Consider the following 2,921-nt stretch of genomic DNA (forward strand, 5'->3'; position numbering starts at 1 on the left):
ATTAGTTATGTTTGTAATTATAGGTTATAATCAAGGTTTTCAGCCTATAGCTAGTTATAATTATGGTGCAGGTAATTATGATAAATTAAGAAAAGCGATAAAAATATCTATAAAAATAACAACTATATTTGCAATTACAGGAACAGCGGTTCTTATGATATTTGCAAAGCCTGCTATAAATTTATTTAGTAGCGATAGTAGTGTTATAGAAGTTGGAGCAAAAACTTTACGAGCAACTATTCTAATGTATCCTTTCTTAGGATTTACACAAGTATATGCTATACTATATCAAGCATTAGGAATGTCAAAAGAAGCTTTAATAGTTGGTACGGCTAGACAAGGAATTTTCTTTATTCCTCTTGTATTTATACTTCCTAAATTATTAGGTATTAATGGAGTTTTATATACTCAAGCATTTTCAGATTTATTTACTGTGATTTTAACAGCATACTTTGCTTATAATACTAATGAGATGTTAAAACTAAAAAATGGAAAAGATAAACATATAAAAGCAAATGCAATTGAAGTTTTATAGAAAACTAAATATATAAATAAAAATAAAGGGAGTGTCTCAAAATGATTTTAATCATTAACAGATACTTCCTTTTTTATTAAATTCTAGTTATTTTGTATTTTTAGACAGCACATTTTTAAACAATTGATAATCTTAAAATAAATATAGCACTTATTGTTAATTATAAGTATATAAGTAATCAAAAATTTCAATATGTGGTAAAATAATATATTATTAATAAATAAGGAGAAAAGTATGTTTTGGTTTTCAGATAATAAAAATAAGACTAATAATAAAATAGATAAATACGATCAACTAGAAAAACTGGTATGGGATTTTTTCATGGAAGAAATACCAAGGTTAGGATTTGAACAAAGAGAAGGACAAGAAGACATGGCCCTTGATATTTGTTATAGTATAAAAGAAAAAAAGCATACAATAGTAGAAGCTGGAGTAGGAATAGGTAAATCTTATGCCTACATTGTGCCACTTTTATATTACAATATGCTATTTAATAAGCCAATATTAATAGCAACTTCTACAATAGCACTTCAAGAGCAGTTAATAAAAGATGTTAAAAAAATATGTTCATACATAAATCACAGACCAGAGATAATACTTGCAAAAGGTATGACTCATTTTGCATGCAGAAAAAGAGCTGATGAATATTTCAAAGATAATGATGAAATAAATGAAGAAGATGAAATACTTTATAAATACATAGAAAATGGAACTATTGATAGAAGATTTATAAACTTAGATATAAATGATGATATGTGGGACAATGTATGTATAAAAACAACAGACCATAGAAAATGTGAGTATTTTAAGACTTGTAGGTTCATGAGACTTAGAAATGATATGCTAGAAACTAAAGGTGTTATACTTTGCAACCAAGACTTACTAACAGTACATTTTCAAAAGCTGAAAAAAGGTCAAAAAGGGTTGTTAAGTGATGATATAGACTTAATAGTAATAGATGAAGCTCATAATTTAGAAGAGAAGGTTAGAAGTTCTTTAATAGAAAGTTACAGCAAAAATAGTATAAAGAACTTAATTAAAGATTCTAGAAATAGTATAAAAAAGGTAAGTGTAAAAAATAGTTTAAGCTTAGAAATTAAAAATATAAATGATATTTTAAACATGTTATTTTTAAAATTAAGTGACCAAATTAAAACTCAATTAAAGGAAAATCCTAATTTTAAAAATAACGATATGGAAAGATTTTTTATAGATATGGATAGTATAAAAGATTTAATTTTCAAATTACAAAAACATATTAAAGTAATACATGATAAAGTACAATTTTACAGTGATAATAATTTAAGTGAAGAAATAGTAGAAAGCCTAGAAAATTTAGAACTATTCTTAAGTAATATATTAGAAAAAAATTCTAACAACTTATTTTGGATGGAAAAAAACAAAGGTATAGAAGTTTTCTCTTGCCCTAAAAACATAGACAAAGAAATAAGAAAGCTATATTTTGATAAAACAAAAACTACAATATTAACATCAGCAACAATAGCAGATAAAAACAAGGGTAGTGAAGAAGAACGATATGAGTATTTTATAAAAAATACAGGCTTTAAAGTTAAAGACGGATTTTTAGCAGTGCAAAAGTACTCTCCATTTGCATATAATGAAAATGCCATGATATACTACGCTGAAAACATGCCTCATCCAACTTATGAAAGAGATACTTTTATTAAAAAAGGTGTAGAGGAAATAATAAAACTACTAGAAATAACAAAAGGTAAAGCTTTAATACTATTTACATCCAAAAGTGATTTAAATGAAGTATATAATATATTAAAGAAAAAGAATATTGGATATAATTTATTAAGGCAAAGCATAGCTTCATCGCAAGATGAAATACTAGAGGAATTTAAAAAAGATAAAAACTCAGTACTATTAGCAACAGGTACGTTTTGGGAGGGTATTGATATACCAGGTAAGGCTCTTTCAAACCTTATAGTATTTAGGCTACCATTTCCAGTGCCAGATCCTATAATTGAGTATAAAAGAAGTACTAGCAAAGACTTTTTAATGGAGGTTAGTGTACCGTATATGATAGTGAAGCTTAGACAAGGTATTGGTAGATTAATTAGAAAGCATGATGATAAAGGTATTGTAGCTATTCTTGATTCTAGAATAGGTGATTTTTCAAATAGTAGATATAAGGATATTGTGTTTGATTCACTACCTATAAAAAATAAAAGTAATAATATAGAAGATATAAAAAGATTTTGTGATAAAAACTTATAAGATTATGATAAAAATCAATTTTAAAAGTAAGCTTTAGAATTTAAAAATCTAAAGCTTACTTTTTTTTGCATCCACAGTCATTTTTAAATGATCTAAGGCTTTTTAGAATTATTGAATTTATAAATGAAAATAAAAAAGAAAT

Annotated in this window: 2 protein-coding genes; both read left to right on the top strand. The window is 25.5% G+C overall.

Going from position 1 to position 2,921, the window contains the following annotated elements; genetic code table 11:
* The coding region (locus VLM92_RS04750; protein ID WP_325275210.1) for an MATE family efflux transporter at positions 1 to 535 on the top strand (535 nt) is incomplete at its 5' end.
* A gap of 234 nt (positions 536 to 769) precedes the next feature.
* Positions 770 to 2,779, top strand: coding sequence for an ATP-dependent DNA helicase (locus VLM92_RS04755; protein ID WP_325275211.1), 2,010 nt, complete (start codon positions 770 to 772; stop codon positions 2,777 to 2,779).
* Positions 2,780 to 2,921: the final 142 nt, after the last annotated feature.

This window comes from Romboutsia sp. (genome assembly GCF_035470145.1).
Classification (GTDB): Bacteria; Bacillota; Clostridia; order Peptostreptococcales; family Peptostreptococcaceae; genus Romboutsia_D.